This is a genomic window from Thiofilum flexile DSM 14609, assembly GCF_000380185.1.
Classification (GTDB): Bacteria; Pseudomonadota; Gammaproteobacteria; order Thiotrichales; family Thiotrichaceae; genus Thiofilum; species Thiofilum flexile.
Genome location: NZ_KB904756.1, coordinates 1 through 16613, shown reverse-complemented (window position 1 = coordinate 16613; position 16613 = coordinate 1). Strand labels below are relative to the sequence as shown.

Here is a 16613-nt window from a genome sequence, read left to right as displayed (position 1 = left end):
GGTAAATAGTGCGTCGCACAGGATCAGGGTATAATATCAGATTTTTAGGCTTAACAAGGATAATTGCCGCCATGCAACCGTTAGTTGGAGTCGTCATGGGTAGCAACAGCGACTGGAATATTATGTCTAAAGCGGTAGAGCAATTAGCCGCTTTTGGTGTGCCACATGAGTATCGAGTGGTGTCTGCCCATCGCACCCCTGATTTATTATTTGAATATGCCAGCTCTGCTGCTGAGCGTGGTTTACAATGTATTATTGCCGGAGCAGGCGGAGCTGCCCATTTACCCGGTATGTTAGCCTCTAAAACCACTATCCCCGTTTTAGGTGTACCGGTACCGACTAAGCATTTACAAGGAATAGACTCGCTCTATTCTATAGTGCAAATGCCTAAAGGGATTCCGGTTGCCACCTTTGCCATCGGTGAGGCAGGAGCGGCGAATGCGGGCTTATTTGCAGTGGCAATATTAGCTAATCATGATGCGGTCTTAGCTGAGAAACTAAAAGTGTTTCGGGAAACGCAACGGCAAGCTGCATTAAATATGACACTTCCACCCTCTACTTAACGTATTGTAAAGGTTTAAGACATGCTCCAACCGGGTGCAACCATCGGTATGCTAGGTGGCGGTCAACTGGGCCGTATGTTTATTGTGGCGGCACGCACATTAGGCTATCGCGTCATTGTGCTAGAGCCAGATCCACACAGCCCCGCCGGATTACTCGCAGATCAACATATTCAAGCCGCCTATGATGATACTCAAGCCCTTGAACAATTAGGTCGATCCTGCGAGGTGATTACCACCGAATTTGAAAATATCCCCGCGCAAACGCTGAAAAAATTGAGTGAGTATTGCCCCGTACATCCGAGTGCAGAGGCGGTGCAAGTGGCACAAGATCGTATTGTAGAAAAAACCTTTGTGCGTGCTTGTGGTTTGTCACCAGTGCCTTTTATGCCGGTACGCGCTTTAGCTGATTTATCAGAGGCAGAAAAATACATCCAATTTCCCGCTATTTTAAAAACAGCGCGTTTAGGCTATGACGGTAAAGGCCAAATGACGGTTAAATCCATTGCTGAGGCGGAGCTGGCTTTTAAACAATTCAATCAAGTCGATTGTGTCTTAGAGCAACGTGTTGAGTTAGAGCGAGAGGTTTCGGTGATACTCGGACGTAATCAACATGGGGATGTACAGTGTTTTCCAGTAGCAGAAAACGAACATCGTCAGGGTATTTTGCATCAAACCAGTGTGCCAGCCCGTATTAGCGTCGAGTTGGAGCAGCAAGCCCAACAAGCCGCGATGACGCTTGCTAGTCAGCTCAACTTTGTGGGAGTTATGGCGGTAGAGTTTTTTGTCACGAAGTCGGGTGAATTATTGGTCAATGAAATGGCACCTCGCACGCATAATAGTGGGCATTACACTTTAGATGCCTGTGTGACATCGCAATTTGAGCAGCAAGTACGCATGGTTTGTGATCTACCCTTTGGCTCTACCCGCTTAGTATCGCCTGTAGCCATGATTAATTTATTAGGCGATTTATGGCCTAAAGGTGGTCAGCCGGACTGGTTGAAAGTTCTGAGTGATCCCGAAACTAAGCTGCATTTATACGGTAAAGCGTTGGCACGTAAAGGGCGTAAAATGGGACATTATTGTACCTTAGCAGCTAATGCCGAGGAGGCAAGCCATAAAGCCAATGCGATTTTCCAACAATTAGAGCGAGTATCTGAATAAATGGCGACGACTAAAGAGTATTTAACTGAGATTCGACAAGATATTCGTTTTGAGGCTGAGTTATGTGGGTATCCGTTTAAGTTTTTAAGTACTTGGGGTATCTTTTCGCCGCGTGAAATTGATTCAGGTACGGATTTATTATTAAAGTATTTAGAAGTAAATCCAACCGATTCTTGCTTTGATTTAGGCTGTGGTTATGGTCCTATTGGTTTGGCGATGGCTAAAATGGCTCCGCAAGGTCAAGTACTGATGGTCGATAAGGATTTTATGGCAGTAGAGTATAGTAATCAAAATATTAAATTAAATAATATTACTAATGCTAAAGCGATTTTAAGTAATGGTTTCCAACATATTCCGTCTGATTCAAAGTTTGATGTAGTCGTTTCTAATGTGCCTGCTAAGGTAGGCAAGGAAATGATGACTATTATGCTCTATGATGCGCTACGCTTTATGAAACCGGGAGGGCGTATTTATCTGGTGACTATTAATGGCTTGCGTGATTATATGAAACGTAATTTGCAAGAGGTGTTTGGTAACTATGATAAAATTAAGCAAGGCAAGGATTATACAGTATCTTATGCCGAAAAGGTGAGGTAGTTATGTTGGCTTGGTTAGTGCTGATTAGTCTAATGGTATTAATCCCTAGTGTAGTACTATCTAGAATAGCGGCTAGCCAAGTTTATCGTTATGTCGAGAAAAACTACCCAGAGCTATGGAAGTCAATGAATACGCCAACCACAGCAACACAGTATTCAGCGTTTTTCTCTAAGCGTGGCTCTTTTATTTTAAAGCATGAGTATAAAAAGCTTAATGATGCTGTGTTAAATAAAAAAGCAAGACTAGCAATGATTAGCTTTCAGATGATGTTAGGCTCATTGGTTATTTTGATTGTAGCTACATTAACCTACGAACTAATTTCTTAATAAAAGCTTTTCAGTAAATGATTGTATTAGGTTAGGTATTTAACATACCTAACTTAATCAATCATAATATTAAAGCAGGCGTTCCACATTAGCGGTGGCTTCGACTAAATTCAGATCTAAATCAAAGAAATCCACTTTTCCGGTTTCCAGTGAATATTCCGCACTTACCACTAATAAGTCTTCATTCGCAATTAAATGCTCTAAAATCGCCGAGCCGTGGCGCACATGGCTAGTCGCTGCCCGAATATTGGCGCGTACTGCATGCCTCATGAGTGCATCGGGATCATCTTTCAAGGGGGTGTCCATTAAAGTCGCTATTGCAGGTGCGATACGCTGCACAATAGACATGAGATTACTAGAGGGCGAACTTTTCTTATTACGCAGTTCTTCAATGGTGGCATTGACCGCACCGCAGTGAGTATGTCCCATCACTATCACTAAGCGGGTATTATAGCGGGTGGCTGCATACTCAATACTACCAATTTGCGAAGGCGCGACCACATTACCCGCGACCCGAATGACAAACAAAGACCCAAATCCTTGATCAAAGACCATTTCGGCAGGCACGCGTGAATCGGAGCAGCCTAATACAATGGCGGAAGGGTTTTGTCCTTTGGCTAGTTCGCCGCGCTGGGATTGGCTTAGGAGCACATCAAGACTACGTACATTGCTAGCAAAACGTTCGTTGCCTTCTTTTAGATGCTTTAAGGCTTCTAAACCCGTTAAATTTTTCGGTTGATCTGACATATCTTGGCTTCCTAACGAATTAACTTTTCTGACTACTCTCTAGGAGATATTGCCAAGAAACCCAAGACTTAGCTACCCATCAGGCAAAATTTCCAGCGGGCAGTATGAAGAAATTCATATTGCCCCCATTATTAGGTACGGAGTAAGTACACTATTTGGCTAAAGTAATATTAAATAGCGCCTGATCATTTAACATACCTGAGTTGCTATCGGCTTTTAATAATACTGTTAAGGTATCCGCAGCATTGTTAAAAAACACAAAGCGTCCATGTCCGGCATAACCTTTATCACCCACGACAAAATAGGGGAGCTTGAGAATATCGCTGGGCATCAAGAACTCGTAGTCATAGAGATAAACTTCCGTATCGACATCTTCTTTCGTGACATATTGCCGATAAGCTGGGATAGCAGCCACCTTATTGATTAGCGCGGAGTGCATGACATTTTGTACACGGGGTAGGCCGGTGAGCGAGCCGTTATAAGTCATATCTTGAGATTGAATATCAGAGGCACGAAAGACATTGCCGCATGCGGTGAAAATACGCCTACCGTCCTCAGAGAACCATAGATTACCACACATCTCATAGTCACCATGATAGGGTGAGTCATAGAGTTTAGTAACAGTACCGGCTTTAATATCATATTTCTCAATATCGGATGGACCATACATACTGGTTCCATTAGGATGAAGTTTGGCTAAGGTACCCGCATAAATAGAATATTCTGGGCCTTTTGTGACGATACCCGTAGTGAAATTCACTGCATAAATAGTGGCCCATATTGTTTCTTTAGGGAAGGTTTATACTGTAAATTAGGTAAAGCCCTAAAATATAGGGTGATACAATTAAAGAGTTGGAATAGTTTCATATATAGCTGCCGTTTGAGCATATGTTACACTTTTGAAATTTTAAATAATGGATTTTTAAGGGTGTAGTTATGAGGTTGGTGTAACAACATGGTCAAGTTCGGCTATAGTGATCTATATGCTGCAATCTAACAAATATCTTAGATGAATTTTCAACGTATCTAACGCACTACCTAAGTCCGTTTCTATATTTTTTGAGGGGTTATAAGTGTGGGAAATGGCCAATGGAAAACAAGCTGGTCACGCATCTCAGTAATAGTATGCGCTTTATTTTTATTCATTTTTGGGCTGGCTTTTTTGTCGTCGAAAAATCACAGAGTTATTCAAGCAAAAAAAGCGACACTTATAACAATCAAAAATGCTCTTTTTCCAGCTAAAGATCTTGTTGAAAATTGCCTGCTGGATCGGGAAACTGTGATTTCTCAGTGTCCAAGTGTTAACGATTATATCGCTAAGCTACCCGTTGATAATAATCGAATTTTCTTTGTTTCAAATGGCGGGGAACTAATTGGAATTGACTTTGAATATGACGTTGTGGCAGTGCTTCGGCCCATTATTTCCGATAAAATTACTTGGGAATGCCTTGTCGATGTTGGCGATGACTCACGGCCTCTATCTGCATCATGTAAAATTTTAACTGATGGGGCAAGCATTAGAAAAAAACAATAACTTATAAATTAAATCGTAATGGAAAAAGGGGGGTTGCTAATCGTATTTTAAGAGAAATTTTAGAGCACCCTCAGGCAGTAAGAGAGAGTCTAAGCAGAGCAGGGGTTGAGATACGCGTACCAAATGGCCAAGGGGTTCGTTTAGTGGATTTTTAGATCCCAAAATCTAGGAGGGAAATAAATTGAGAAAAGATTTTTCAGTGAGTTTCTTTAGTGACTCTAACTACCAGTTTATGACAGCTGAGATATACTTTAAAACCCAGATTCTTTGTCAAATTAATAAAGATAAAGGGCCTGATAAAGTCGAGATAGAGCTATTTCATGACTGGTATATTAGAGATGATAATCCAAAGATGAAATTCCTATTAAGTGACTTCCTAGATGTATTAGATAGCACGGTAAAAGATCTTGTACTGATACCTAATGTTGAGGATTTAGAGGATGATGAGTAATTCAACGTTAGTGCATTAGATATGTTGAAAGTCCTGATAAGGCTAAGTTAGATCTTTGCTAGGTTTTACTTTATAGAAGGTCATATGTAGCTACTTCAACTCTTTAATTGCACTACCAAAAGAAACCGCTTTATGCCTATTAGCTAAGGGTATGAGTGCCGACATAGTGGCAGAGGCTGTGGATTTGCCGCTGGAGGCAGTACAGGCATTAATCTAGTTTCTTTATTTCTTAAAAGATAAAACCCCCCTTCCAGATGAAGGAGGGTTATCAGAAGGCTTAGCTTAGTGTTTTTTCTTAGGAGCAATTAAATCAGTAATTGATCCATCAAACATTTCAGCCGCCATCGCGACAGTTTCAGACAAGGTAGGATGTGGGTGTACTGTGAGGCCGATATCATGAGCATTTGCACCCATTTCAATCGCTAACGCCACCTCAGCAATCAGATCCCCTGCATTCGTACCGACAATGCCAGCACCAATGACGCGATCGGTTTCCTCATCAAATAGGAGCTTAGTCATACCCTCATCACGTCCTAAGGACAGAGCACGACCACTTGCTGCCCAAGGGAATACGCCTTTACCGTATTTAATACCCTTAGCTTTCGCTTCTTCTTCAGTCACGCCGACCCACGCAATTTCAGGATCAGTGTAGGCAACCGATGGAATCACGCGAGCATCAAAGTGACTAGCCATGCCAAACGCTGCTTCTGCCGCTGTTTTGCCCTCGTGTACCGCTTTATGAGCCAGCATAGGCTGACCAATAATGTCACCAATGGCGAAAATATGCGGTTGAGTAGTGCGCATTTGAGTATCCACCACTTTCACAAAGCCGCGCTCATCTACCGCAACACCGGCTTTCTCAGCACCAATGCGTTTACCATTCGGCACACGACCCACAGCAACTAATACACGGTCATAGACTTGTGGCTCCGCTGGGGCATTTTTACCCTCGAAGGTCACTTTCATACCCGCAGGAGTAGCTTCTACTTTAGTCACGCGTGTTTCTAACCAAATATGGTCATAACGTTTGCTGATACGGTTAAAGTAGGGTTTCACCACATCCTTATCGGCACCTGCAACAATGTTCGGGAGCATTTCCACGACGGTGATTTTAGAGCCTAGAGAATGATAAACCGTTGCCATCTCTAGACCGATAATCCCGCCGCCAATGACTAACATATGCTTAGGAATACCGTTTAATTCTAAAGCACCTGTTGAGTCAATCACACGCGGATCGTCTGGAATAAAGGGTAGTTTCACCGCTTCAGAACCGGCTGCAATCACCGCTTTTTCAAAGCGAACCACAGTTTTCTTGCCATCATTGCCTACAACTTCCACATGATTAGGATCAAGGAAAGTACCGACACCGCTGACCACTTGGACTTTACGTTGTTTAGCTAAACCAGAGAGGCCGCCGGTTAAACGATTGACGACCTTTTCTTTCCAAGACCGTAGCTTGTCAATGTCAATGGTAGGTTTACTAAAGTTAATCCCATACTCACTGACTTCATGCGCCTCATCCAATACCTTAGCCGCATGGAGTAAGGCTTTAGAGGGGATACAACCCACGTTCAGGCACACCCCACCTAGGGTACTCCAACGCTCTACTAAGACCGTTTGCATACCTAAGTCCGCTGCACGGAACGCCGCTGTATAACCACCAGGGCCTGCACCTAGCACAAGCATTTGACAGCTAATATCCGCCGAACCACTGTGTTTTGCCGCATTCGGGGCTGCAACCGGAGCCGGTGCTGGAGCACTAGCTGCTGGAGCCGGAGCGGGTTTGCTCGGAGCTGCTGCCGCGCCTGCGCCTGCTACTTCCATTTTACAGATCAAGCTGCCTTCAGAGGCTTTATCGCTGACCTTAATCACGACTTCTTTCACCACACCATCATAAGGCGAGGGAATATCCATCGACGCTTTATCTGATTCCAATGTGACTAGAGGGTCTTCCTTTTTAACGGTGTCGCCTGCTTTAACTAAGACTTCGATGACATCGACGCTTTTAAAATCCCCAATATCGGGTACTTTAACTTCAACTATTTGACTCATTATCAGCTCCCTCTATTACAGGATTAAATTGCGTACATCAGACAGTACAAAGGCTAAATGCGCCGTAAAGCGAGCGGCATAGGCTCCATCAATGACGCGATGATCATAAGACACTGCTAAAGGCTGAATCAGACGATCAACGATTTCACCGTTTTTACGTACCAAACGCTCTTGAGCACGAGTGAGACCTAAAATACCGACTTCAGGTGCATTAACCAGAGGAGTGAAGTTAGTTCCACCAATACCGCCAAGGCTAGAAATGGAGAAGCAACCACCCTGCATATCGCCCGCCTTGAGTTTGCCGTCACGCGCCTTTTTGGAGATTTCACCGAGTTCACGTGCGAGTTCAAACAAACCTTTACGATCAACGTCTTTAATCACAGGAACGACTAGACCATCCGGTGTATCAACTGCAATACCGATATTATAGAACTTACGTTGAATCAGGTTTTCACCATCATCTGCTAGGGCTGAATTGAATTTAGGGAATTCTTTTAAGCCCGCAGTCACGGCTTTCATCATGAATACTAGCGGAGTCAGGTTAAAGCCCATGGCTTTGGCTTTATCCTTCATGCCAGAACGATAGGCTTCTAGCTCAGTAATATCCGCTTCATCAAAGTGGGTGACTTGTGGGACAGTGAGCCAAGCGCGATGCAGGTGTTTCGCCGAAATTTTACCAATACGTGACATCGGTATGGTTTCAACAGCACCAAACTTACTCCAATCCGGTTGAGTAATGAATTGAATACCACCCATATTATTGGCAGCAGGGGCTGCAGCACTCGGTGTTGGAGCAGGGGCTGCAACTGGAGCCGGAGCACTAGCAGCAATACCCCCACCGGCTTGGAAGGCACGCACGTCTTGTTCAGTAATCCGACCATTCGGGCCAGAACCAGCCACTTTAGCGAGGTCAACACCGATTTCACGGGCAATACGACGTACAGAGGGGCTAGCATGAGCACGACGGAAATCATCTGCATTCACATTACTAGTCGGTGCAGCAGCAACCGGAGCAGCACTCGCACTAGGTGCTGGAGCGCTCGCAGCCGGAGCAGCACTTGCGGCATCGGCGGTCTCTAGGAGCAGAATCAAACTGCCCTCAGACACTTTGTCACCGACTGCTACTTTGATTTCTTTAACCTTGCCACCTTTAGGCGCTGGGATTTCCATCGAGGCTTTATCAGACTCTAACGTAATCAGCGAATCCTCGGCTTTAATCACATCGCCTACGTGTACGAGTACCTCAATGACACTGACGCTTTTAAAGTCACCAATATCAGGGACTTTAACTTCTTCAGTACCACCGGCAGGGGATACCGCAGCGGCAGCACCGGCTACTTTAGGCTGAGAGCCTGAAGCAGCCACATTGAGGCTAGGCTCATTGGCCTCTTTGAGCACGAGAATCAGACTGCCCTCAGATACTTTGTCGCCTACTTTGATTTTAATCGCCTCGACGACTCCGCCTTGTGGGGCGGGGATATCCATCGAAGCCTTGTCGGATTCCAGTGTTACCATGGGATCATCGATTTTAATGGTATCGCCCACGTTCACGAGGACTTCAATGACGCTAACGTCGGAGAAATTACCAATATCGGGTACTTTAATTTCTTTCATGAACTCGCTCCTTAAGCGTAAAGTGGGTTAGGCTTTTCAGGATCAATGCCATATTTAGCCATCGCGTCTAATACGGTTTTAGCCGTGATTTTGCCATCCGCTTTAGATGATTTTTGTTGATCAGCTAAGGCTTTGAGAGCGGTCACGGTGACATAGTAACGATCAACTTCAAAGTGATGACGCAACGCTTGACGGCTATCTGAGCGACCAAAACCATCCGTACCTAATACATAATAAGGGTTAGGTACATAGGCACGTACTTGCTCAGCAAACTGACGAATATAGTCGGTTGAAGCAATCACAGGGCCTGCAGTTCCTTGTAGGCACTGAGTAATCCAAGGTAAGCGTGGCTCTTGATCAGGGTGTAATAAGTTCCAGCGTTCACAAGCGATACCATCACGTGCGACTTCATTCAGGCTAGGTGTTGCCCAAATGTCAGCATCGACATCCCAATCGTTTTTGAGTAACTCAGCCGCCGCAATCACTTCACGTAGGATAGAACCGCAACCCATGAGTTGAACCTGATGTTTACCCTTACCATCGGCTTTTCTAAAGGCATACATACCTTTGATAATGCCTTCTTCGGCACCTTCTGGCATGGCTGGCATGGAGTAATTTTCATTGAGGGTAGTGATGTAGTAGAACACGTTTTGATTTTGTTCATACATACGCTTCATACCATCGTGGAAAATTACCGCGACTTCATAAGCGAAGGTAGGGTCATACGACATACAGTTAGGGATAAAGCCTGCGAATAATTGGCTATGACCATCTTGATGTTGTAAGCCTTCACCATTGAGTGTGGTACGACCTGAAGTACCGCCGACTAAGAAACCACGTGCCAACATATCACCGGCTGCCCATGCTAAGTCACCAATACGTTGGAAACCAAACATAGAGTAGAAGATATAGACCGGAATCATCATCACATGATTATTGGCATAAGAGGTTGACGCAGCGACCCAAGAGGACATAGCGCCCGCTTCATTGATACCTTCTTGCAGCAATTGCCCTTTGGAGGATTCACGATACGGCATAATATCGGTGGCATCCATTGGCTCATAGAGCTGTCCATCCGGGGCATAGATACCCACTTGACGGAACATCCCTTCCATACCAAAGGTACGTGACTCATCCGGTACAATCGGAACTAAACGTGGACCTAGTTCTTTATGACGCGCAACGGCGACCATGACACGCACTGTAGCCATGGTAGTAGACATAGTACGTTCGCCGGTATCTTTTAATAGGGCATCAAATAACTCGGTGAGGCTAGGAACGCTTAAGGTTTCAAAGTTTTGTGGACGGTTAGGTAGGTAGCCCCCTAATGCTTGACGACGCTCGTGTAGATAACGCATCTCTACCGATTCAGGTGCAGGCTTATAGAAAGAGGCATCTTCTACTTGCTCATCCGTAACCGGAATACGGAAACGATCGCGTAGTTTACGCAGTTGATCGGAGCTGAGTTTCTTTTGTTGATGGCTGATATTCATCCCCTCGCCCGCCTCGCCCATACCATAACCTTTAACGGTATGCATGAGGATGACAGTAGGACGTCCGACGGTATTCACTGCTTCGTTATAAGCCGCAAATACCTTTTCTTGATCGTGTCCACCGCGTAAGAGATCATAATAAATTTGGTCGTCGGTCATATCCGCAACCATTTCTTTTAGCTCAGGATATTTACCAAAGAAATGTTCGCGAGTATAAGCACCACCTTTATTTTTAAAGTTTTGATACTCACCATCGACCGCTTCCATCATGCGTTTGCGTAATAAACCAGTGGTATCTTTTGCTAATAAACGATCCCAACCAGAACCCCACAGCACTTTAATCACATGCCAGCCAGCACCACGGAAGTTGCCTTCTAATTCCTGTACAATTTTACCATTACCACGCACCGGACCATCGAGGCGTTGCAGGTTACAGTTCACCACGAAAATCAGATTATCTAAGCGCTCGCGTGAGCCTAATGAAATCGCACCTTGGGATTCTGGCTCATCCATCTCACCATCGCCTAAGAATGCCCAAACTTTACGTCCTTCAGCATGATTAGACGCGACAGGAGCAAGACCGCGATGTTCGAGGTACTTTAAGAAACGCGCTTGGTAAATCGCCATAATGGGGCCTAAGCCCATGGATACGGTAGAGAATTGCCAGAAATCAGGCATTAAGTAAGGGTGTGGATAAGAAGATAACCCTTTACCTTTGGATTCAACCCGGAAATTCTCTAATTGATCCTGAGTAATACGGTTTTCAAGGAATGCACGCGCATAGGTGCCGGGGGCGGTATGTCCTTGAATAAAGAGCATATCACTGCCATTAGGGTGGTTATGACCTTTCCAGAAATGGTTATAACCGACTTCATACATAATCGCTGAAGACTGGAAGGACGCAATATGTCCACCAGGTTCGGCTGGTTTACGATTGGCACGTACCACCATCGCGGTCGCATTCCAACGCAAAGCACGCAGAATATTACGTTCAACTTCTATATCGCCGGGGTAGGCAGGCTGTTTATCAACAGGGATAGTATTGATATAGGGGGTATGAGTATCGGGAGGTTCAACGCCAGCTTCATAAGCGGCATCGATAGTTTTCTCTAATAAATATTGGGCGCGTTCAACACCTGACCGTTCAGCAACTACATCAATGGCCTCTTGCCATTCGAGAGTTTCTTGCGGGTCAATATCATGGGGATGAGTACTCATCTGGTATTGTCTCCTTAGCGGTTTAGAAAGGCTACCTGTATGGTGGGTAGACAGAATAGCATTTATTGAGAGTTGTGACAGGTGCTTAGACTAGATGATTTGAAAGGCGCGGCAATACGCTCGACTGTAGACCACCTAGCAATGCAGCGGCTCAAACTGTATTACATAAAAATGCACGAAGAAATAAAAACTCGCAACAACTTACCTGATATTTTCTGTATCACGATTAAGAAAAGCTAAATTGTAGTAGATTTTAAGCGCAGGAGGTAGAGCTAGGAGAGAAAAAAGGAGCAATTTACGGGGGCTAAGCCTATTTTACTACGCCTAGACTGCGACCCTGTAAGCATGCTCCTTAAAATATAAAATTACGCTTTATTAAGTTTTTTAGACACGAACTAATAAATTATAATAAGAATTATTAAAGATAAATAGGTAAGTTACATAATACGATAGGTGTCTAAGAACTCTTGTTTACTCGCTTCATAGGTTTGCTTTTGTGAGGCGCTTAAAATACCCAGTAACTTCGTTTCTTTTTCAGCTGATAATCTTAGGAACTCATCTTTTTTAGAGATTTTAGGATTGGTGCTGTTCATTAAAATATTAAACCGACTAGAATAGTCTAGATTTAGTTTAGCTACTTTTGCTTGTTGGGACTCATTTAAACGTAGTTTATTAGTCATAACATCGGTTAAAGCGGTAGCTCGCTCCATCGGGGTCGTTGCACGAATAGTATCGGCAACCACCGCCTCTTTTACTTGGTCATGAGTAGGAGCAGGTGCTGGAGCAGCGCAACTACTTAGTAGCACTACACTGATACCCGCTAATAGTCCAAAACCAAGTTTTTTAGTTGGTTTGCTAATCATCTTTTAATACTCCTGAGTCATCTAGATACAAAACACACTATAAAATAAGATTGGCCTTTATAGAGCCATCATAAACATAGTTTAGTTAGCCAAAAACTCAAGGAATAATAAGTAAATAATTTAAAATTTTACGGCAAGATTGATATAGCGCATAAACCCTCAGTCTAGATTAAGATGACTACTAATTCCTTTGGGCCATGCACCCCATACGCTAATACCTGAGCAATATCGGCGGATTTAGAAGGCCCCGAAATCAATAAAGCATTCGTAGGCATACCTTGGTTTAACCAGTCTTGCTCCTGCATCGCTTCGGCAAACGTGGTGTATAAGTGTTGGGTATCTAGAATGGCAAAATGCACTGGAGGAACCAGCGACATAATGCGCGGCTCTTGTTCGGTAGGCCATAAGATCAAGGAGCCGGTTTCGGCAATACCTCCTACCGTACTCGTCAGACTGGCATCAATGTTATAAAACATCTCATGCTTCCATGCCTCAATAGCGCGGTCATAGTCTTGTAGAGTGGGGAATTCCCCTACTTGTTGATAGATTGCCTGCCCCCATTCGGTATGAGGAGAGACTAATAAATTAGTTAACCCTTTAGCTTTACATAAGTCAGCCAAGAGGTTTAGCCATGAGTCACGGTCACTGTGATGTACTTCAGCCCGTACCGCCTGCATGCGCTCGGTAAAGCGTTTAATTCGTTCGGCTCTATCCCAGTCATAGATCGGTACATAATCGCGTCCGGTGGTATCCACCTCTGGGCGTGGAACAGCGCGTAGGCGTTGAAAAATATGGGTACGAGCTTCACTCATGATCGACTCCTAGGGCTTTCAATTGTTGATGTAGGGTTTTATCCGCCACAGCAGGGGCCGTGCGTACACTCGTCCATGCACCTAGGTTATGGGGTACTAAGTTACGTACTTGTGTGGCTACTGTACTGCCTAGGTTATAGACACTCGGATGGGATGCCGCCCATGACCAGGCTTTCCATGTGATAGCCTCCAATGGTTTACGTTTAGAGCCTGCATCTAAAGCACTTCCACCGTCTTGACGCACCCCTTCATAGCGGAGTCGATTAATAATACTAGGAATCGGAATACGTACTGGGCACACCTCACCACAGGCACCACAAAGGGAGGAGGCTTGTACTAATTCACCATGCACTTTTAAGCCCGATTTTTGTGGCTCTAGAATAGTCCCAATGGGGCCGGGGTATACCGTGCCATAGCTATGCCCACCAATCCGCACATACACCGGACAATGATTAATGCAGGCACCACAACGGATACAACGCAAGGTAGCTAATAGTTCAGGATCAGAATAAATACGCGAGCGCCCATTATCGAGGAGGACTAAATGTACCTCTTCGGGGCCATCTTTCTCGCCCTTTTTGCGGGGGCTGGAAATCATATTGAAATAGGTTGTAATCGGTTGCCCTGTAGCTGAGCGTGGCAAAATACTTAAGAGTGGGGGAATATCGCTGAGTTTTTCCACCACCTTTTCAATGCCTGTGACTGCAATATGTACGGGGGGAATGGTAGTCGACATCCGTCCATTGCCTTCATTCTCGACTAGACACAGTGTACCCGTTTCCGCCACCGCAAAGTTCACCCCGGATAAACCAACAGGCGCGTTATAAAACTTCTCGCGCAAAATATCGCGGGCGGTACGGGTCAGGGTATCCACATCTTCGGTATAGGGGATATCAGGGAATTTCTCATTAAAGAGTTGGGCTATCTGCTCTTTGCTCTTATGGATGGCGGGCATAATGATATGCGAAGGGGTTTCACCATCGAGTTGAATAATGAATTCACCTAAATCCGATTCGAGTGCCTCAATCCCCTTGGATTCGAGAAAATGATTTAACCCCATTTCCTCAGAGACCATCGACTTACCCTTAATCATCCACGTCGCATTATGTTTTTGCATAATCTTAAGCACGATGTCATTGGCTTCATCGGTGGTTTCAGCCCAGTGTACATGAATACCATTACGGGTCAGATTGGACTCTAGCTGCTCTAGTAATTCGGGTAATTTGCTTAAGGCATTGGCACGGATGACTTGGGCTTGATCACGTAGACGCTGTAGCTCGGCATTATCCGGGAATTGATTGCGCCGATTGGTCATGAGGGTATCCATGGCCTTACGGAAATGAGCGCGAACCTCGGTTTTACCTAAGGCTTGATCCACTTGGATACGAAATTCTGATGGTTTAGCCATGAGTACGCTCCCAGAGAAATTCAGCGATATGTTGCGTGTTCAGCGGTTTTTTGTTTTCGTGCTTAGCCTGATAGTCAAAGGCACCACCGATATTCATCAGACAACCACAATCCTGACTGATGACTTGGGTGGCTCCGGTATTGCGTAGGTGCATAGTTTTATCGGCGACCATAGCAGCGGATATTTCGGGTTGCTTCACGGCAAAGGTGCCACCGAAACCACAGCATTCGGGCTTATAGGCTTGCTCTAATACTTTAACGTTTTGTAGTTGACCCAGTAATTGCTCGATCTTATCTGCTACGCCCATTTCGCGTCGGGCTGAGCAGGAGGTATGCACGGCAATTTCAATCGGTGCGCCTAAGTCAGTGAGGCTAATGTTTAAGACGTCGACCAAAAATTCGGTGAGTTCATAGACGCGACTGGCTACGTCTAAGGCTTGGGCCTCATCTGCTTCACCACTGAATAATTCGGGGTAATGCGTTTTCATCATACCCGCACACGAACCAGAAGGGATGATGATGGGGATAGGTTTGGTAAACAGGGCTATTTGGGCGCGGGCTACTTTGCGGGCTTCGTCGCGATAGCCTGAGTTCCACGCAGGTTGTCCGCAACAGGTTTGCGCGGGGGGGTAAATGACTTTAATGCCTGCCCGTTGCAAGAGCTGTACAGCCGAAACGCCCGCTTGGGGGAACATTAAGTCAATCAGACAGGTACCAAAAAAGTATACCGTGTCAGGTTTTTGTCTAGTCACTTGGCTCATAGCGGTAATTATTAAACTCCTGTGATAGTCAAACGCCGCAAGGAACGAATCTTGCGTGCCTCTTCAGCGTCTAGGTCCTTAATCGAGTCTTCTACAAAGGTGAGATGGTGTTGAGCGGCTTGAAGAGCAGCCTCGGAATTACCTGCAAGGATCGCGTCCATCAAGCTATGATGTTGCTGAATGAGCGACTCAAATATCCTAGGCAAGGTGGTCATGATTTAGAAGAGTTGAAAAACATTCTGTTAATAAACGCCCCGATCACCTTATCATGAATCTCCACCGACTTAGAAAAGCAAATCGTCTTGCGTGCCAACCGCTTGATACGGGTGCGAAAATTAAGATTCTGGCGCTCAATAGACTGGGTATAACGCTTAGTGATCAGGTGCTTATCCTTCGGTAAGAGACGTTGATACCCCTCCCAGCCATCTGTGCAAAACAGCCGAATCTTGAAGCGCTGTAAGGAAGCTAATAAACGCTTTAGGGTCTTATCCGCGCGGCTTCCCAGCTCATAGGCCAACACCGTCTTTAAATGCGGTTGCCACGCATACCATAGCCACCGCTTTTGTTTCTTGTGACCCACATAAGACCATTGCTCGTCCATTTCACAGATAAGTTCCACCTTATGGTGCTCCATCACCTCTTGTATCGGTAATGGATTGACTTTTACCGGTTCTAATTTTTTTTAAGTGAGCAATCACGGTCGTGATACTCACTTTCAACACCCGGCTGGTGTCGCGGACACCACTGCCATTCATGGCCATCTCTACTATCTTTTCAGGCGTCTCTGGCTTGTTGCCTTCGTAACGATAGGTGTGCTGAAAACTACGCAGACACTCACGGCATCGATAGCGCGGTTCGCCACTGCGGGCATATCCATGTTTATACACTAATAGACTGTTACAATAACGGCAGGGTACCTCTATCGTAGCCATGAACTTACCTTTCTGAACTTGCGGGGAAACCGATCACTATAAGAGATGTAGGTGTATGATTCAACTCCTTTAAATCATGACC

General features: G+C 45.1%; 17 protein-coding genes. 6 read left to right on the top strand and 11 right to left on the bottom strand.

All coding sequences use genetic code 11. The annotated features are described in order from the left end of the window. Positions 1 to 71: 71 nt before the first annotated feature. From purE to A3IK_RS0105965, 4 genes are read left to right on the top strand one after another with little or no spacing between them, the layout of a single operon-like run. Positions 72 to 563, top strand: coding sequence for a 5-(carboxyamino)imidazole ribonucleotide mutase (purE, locus tag A3IK_RS0105980; protein ID WP_020559070.1), 492 nt, complete (start codon positions 72 to 74; stop codon positions 561 to 563). Positions 564 to 584: 21 nt separating this feature from the next. Further along, complete coding sequence (locus A3IK_RS0105975) at positions 585 to 1724, top strand: 5-(carboxyamino)imidazole ribonucleotide synthase (protein WP_020559069.1); 1140 nt, start codon at positions 585 to 587, stop codon at positions 1722 to 1724. After that, a complete protein-coding gene (locus tag A3IK_RS0105970; RefSeq protein WP_020559068.1) occupies positions 1725 to 2321 on the top strand; it encodes a class I SAM-dependent methyltransferase in 597 nt (198 codons plus the stop codon). Positions 2322 to 2323: 2 nt separating this feature from the next. Continuing rightward, positions 2324 to 2647 (top strand): hypothetical protein, encoded by a 324-nt coding sequence (locus tag A3IK_RS0105965; protein WP_020559067.1) that lies wholly within the window; start codon positions 2324 to 2326, stop codon positions 2645 to 2647. Positions 2648 to 2716: 69 nt separating this feature from the next. Here the strand turns inward: A3IK_RS0105965 and A3IK_RS0105960 are convergent, their stop codons facing one another. Continuing rightward, positions 2717 to 3394 carry a carbonic anhydrase gene (locus tag A3IK_RS0105960; RefSeq protein ID WP_020559066.1) on the bottom strand — a complete coding sequence of 226 codons (678 nt, stop codon included), beginning with the start codon at positions 3392 to 3394 and terminating at the stop codon, positions 2717 to 2719. 151 nt (positions 3395 to 3545) lie between these two features. After that, the gene (locus A3IK_RS0105955; protein WP_162596619.1) at positions 3546 to 4064 is read right to left on the bottom strand and encodes a hypothetical protein; all 519 of its coding nucleotides are present in this window, start codon (positions 4062 to 4064) and stop codon (positions 3546 to 3548) included. Between the two features lie 405 nt (positions 4065 to 4469). Between A3IK_RS0105955 and A3IK_RS0105950 the strand changes: the two genes are divergently transcribed. Together A3IK_RS0105950 and A3IK_RS0105945 are read left to right on the top strand one after the other, a co-directional pair. Continuing rightward, a complete protein-coding gene (locus A3IK_RS0105950; RefSeq protein WP_020559064.1) occupies positions 4470 to 4928 on the top strand; it encodes a hypothetical protein in 459 nt (152 codons plus the stop codon). Positions 4929 to 5109: 181 nt separating this feature from the next. Further along, positions 5110 to 5379: a hypothetical protein gene (locus A3IK_RS0105945; protein ID WP_020559063.1), complete on the top strand. Its 270-nt coding sequence runs from the start codon at positions 5110 to 5112 to the stop codon at positions 5377 to 5379. Positions 5380 to 5661: 282 nt separating this feature from the next. On the opposite strand, the gene lpdA is transcribed toward A3IK_RS0105945, so the two are convergent. The 9 genes from lpdA to A3IK_RS20735 form a co-directional block, all read right to left on the bottom strand. Beyond that, entirely contained in the window at positions 5662 to 7431 is a 1770-nt protein-coding gene (gene lpdA / locus A3IK_RS0105940; protein WP_020559062.1) for a dihydrolipoyl dehydrogenase, read from the bottom strand. Positions 7432 to 7446: 15 nt separating this feature from the next. Further along, entirely contained in the window at positions 7447 to 9045 is a 1599-nt protein-coding gene (locus tag A3IK_RS0105935; protein WP_020559061.1) for a dihydrolipoyllysine-residue acetyltransferase, read from the bottom strand. 11 nt (positions 9046 to 9056) lie between these two features. Then, on the bottom strand, positions 9057 to 11756 hold the full coding sequence (gene aceE / locus A3IK_RS0105930) for a pyruvate dehydrogenase (acetyl-transferring), homodimeric type (RefSeq protein WP_020559060.1): 2700 nt from the start codon (positions 11754 to 11756) through the stop codon (positions 9057 to 9059). Between the two features lie 437 nt (positions 11757 to 12193). Next, entirely contained in the window at positions 12194 to 12619 is a 426-nt protein-coding gene (locus A3IK_RS18705; RefSeq protein WP_020559059.1) for a hypothetical protein, read from the bottom strand. 164 nt (positions 12620 to 12783) lie between these two features. Beyond that, positions 12784 to 13431, bottom strand: coding sequence for a LutC/YkgG family protein (locus A3IK_RS0105920; RefSeq protein WP_020559058.1), 648 nt, complete (start codon positions 13429 to 13431; stop codon positions 12784 to 12786). Continuing rightward, complete coding sequence (locus A3IK_RS0105915) at positions 13424 to 14839, bottom strand: LutB/LldF family L-lactate oxidation iron-sulfur protein (RefSeq protein ID WP_020559057.1); 1416 nt, start codon at positions 14837 to 14839, stop codon at positions 13424 to 13426. The genes A3IK_RS0105920 and A3IK_RS0105915 overlap by 8 nt, the downstream gene beginning before the upstream one ends. After that, the gene (locus A3IK_RS0105910) at positions 14832 to 15599 is read right to left on the bottom strand and encodes a (Fe-S)-binding protein (protein ID WP_020559056.1); all 768 of its coding nucleotides are present in this window, start codon (positions 15597 to 15599) and stop codon (positions 14832 to 14834) included. Before A3IK_RS0105910 ends, A3IK_RS0105915 begins: the two co-directional genes overlap by 8 nt. An 11-nt stretch (positions 15600 to 15610) precedes the next feature. After that, positions 15611 to 15814 carry an FCD domain-containing protein gene (locus A3IK_RS21090; protein ID WP_110690330.1) on the bottom strand — a complete coding sequence of 68 codons (204 nt, stop codon included), beginning with the start codon at positions 15812 to 15814 and terminating at the stop codon, positions 15611 to 15613. Then, positions 15811 to 16531 (bottom strand): IS1 family transposase gene (locus tag A3IK_RS20735; RefSeq protein ID WP_425425411.1). Its coding sequence is split into 2 segments (ribosomal slippage): positions 15811 to 16281 and positions 16283 to 16531, totalling 720 coding nucleotides; the frame shifts between segments, so codons are not numbered across the junction. The genes A3IK_RS21090 and A3IK_RS20735 overlap by 4 nt, the downstream gene beginning before the upstream one ends. Positions 16532 to 16613: the final 82 nt, after the last annotated feature.

Coding starts and splice junctions, on each gene's coding strand:
- purE (WP_020559070.1), top strand. CDS start 72: ATGCAACCGTTAGTTGGAGTCGTCATGGGTAGCAACAGCGACTGGAAT.
- A3IK_RS0105975 (WP_020559069.1), top strand. CDS start 585: ATGCTCCAACCGGGTGCAACCATCGGTATGCTAGGTGGCGGTCAACTG.
- A3IK_RS0105970 (WP_020559068.1), top strand. CDS start 1,725: ATGGCGACGACTAAAGAGTATTTAACTGAGATTCGACAAGATATTCGT.
- A3IK_RS0105965 (WP_020559067.1), top strand. CDS start 2,324: ATGTTGGCTTGGTTAGTGCTGATTAGTCTAATGGTATTAATCCCTAGT.
- A3IK_RS0105960 (WP_020559066.1), bottom strand. CDS start 3,394: ATGTCAGATCAACCGAAAAATTTAACGGGTTTAGAAGCCTTAAAGCAT.
- A3IK_RS0105955 (WP_162596619.1), bottom strand. CDS start 4,064: ATGTATGGTCCATCCGATATTGAGAAATATGATATTAAAGCCGGTACT.
- lpdA (WP_020559062.1), bottom strand. CDS start 7,431: ATGAGTCAAATAGTTGAAGTTAAAGTACCCGATATTGGGGATTTTAAA.
- A3IK_RS0105935 (WP_020559061.1), bottom strand. CDS start 9,045: ATGAAAGAAATTAAAGTACCCGATATTGGTAATTTCTCCGACGTTAGC.
- aceE (WP_020559060.1), bottom strand. CDS start 11,756: ATGAGTACTCATCCCCATGATATTGACCCGCAAGAAACTCTCGAATGG.
- A3IK_RS18705 (WP_020559059.1), bottom strand. CDS start 12,619: ATGATTAGCAAACCAACTAAAAAACTTGGTTTTGGACTATTAGCGGGT.
- A3IK_RS0105920 (WP_020559058.1), bottom strand. CDS start 13,431: ATGAGTGAAGCTCGTACCCATATTTTTCAACGCCTACGCGCTGTTCCA.
- A3IK_RS0105915 (WP_020559057.1), bottom strand. CDS start 14,839: ATGGCTAAACCATCAGAATTTCGTATCCAAGTGGATCAAGCCTTAGGT.
- A3IK_RS0105910 (WP_020559056.1), bottom strand. CDS start 15,599: ATGAGCCAAGTGACTAGACAAAAACCTGACACGGTATACTTTTTTGGT.
- A3IK_RS21090 (WP_110690330.1), bottom strand. CDS start 15,814: ATGACCACCTTGCCTAGGATATTTGAGTCGCTCATTCAGCAACATCAT.